General features: G+C 39.2%; 1 pseudogene. It reads right to left on the reverse strand.

Annotation, left to right across the window (positions count from 1 at the left end):
* Positions 1–213, reverse strand: a pseudogene (locus tag FD23_RS09570) (IS3 family transposase); the annotation flags it as partial.
* Between the last annotated feature and the right edge of the window lie 24 nt (positions 214–237).

Below are 237 nucleotides of genomic sequence, written 5' to 3' on the forward strand. Positions count from 1 at the left end.
AACTCTATCAATGGCAGCAAGCTTGAAATTAGCAGTATATTTCTGTTGAGGTCGATCCAGAATATCTTCACCATGCTTTTGAATCAAGTCTACCAAATAATGGATACTTCCACGCCCCATCCCATATTTTTGGCTAAGGTAGGTGCCTCTTCTGTAGTCGTCTACCCATTCGTGGTAGATAGCAAGTTTGATTTCTTTAGTGTATTTAGTCATGAAAATAACCCCCGAAATTAGTGT

Origin of the sequence: Lactobacillus delbrueckii subsp. delbrueckii DSM 20074 = JCM 1012 (assembly GCF_001433875.1) — a bacterium.
Classification (GTDB): domain Bacteria; phylum Bacillota; class Bacilli; order Lactobacillales; family Lactobacillaceae; genus Lactobacillus; species Lactobacillus delbrueckii.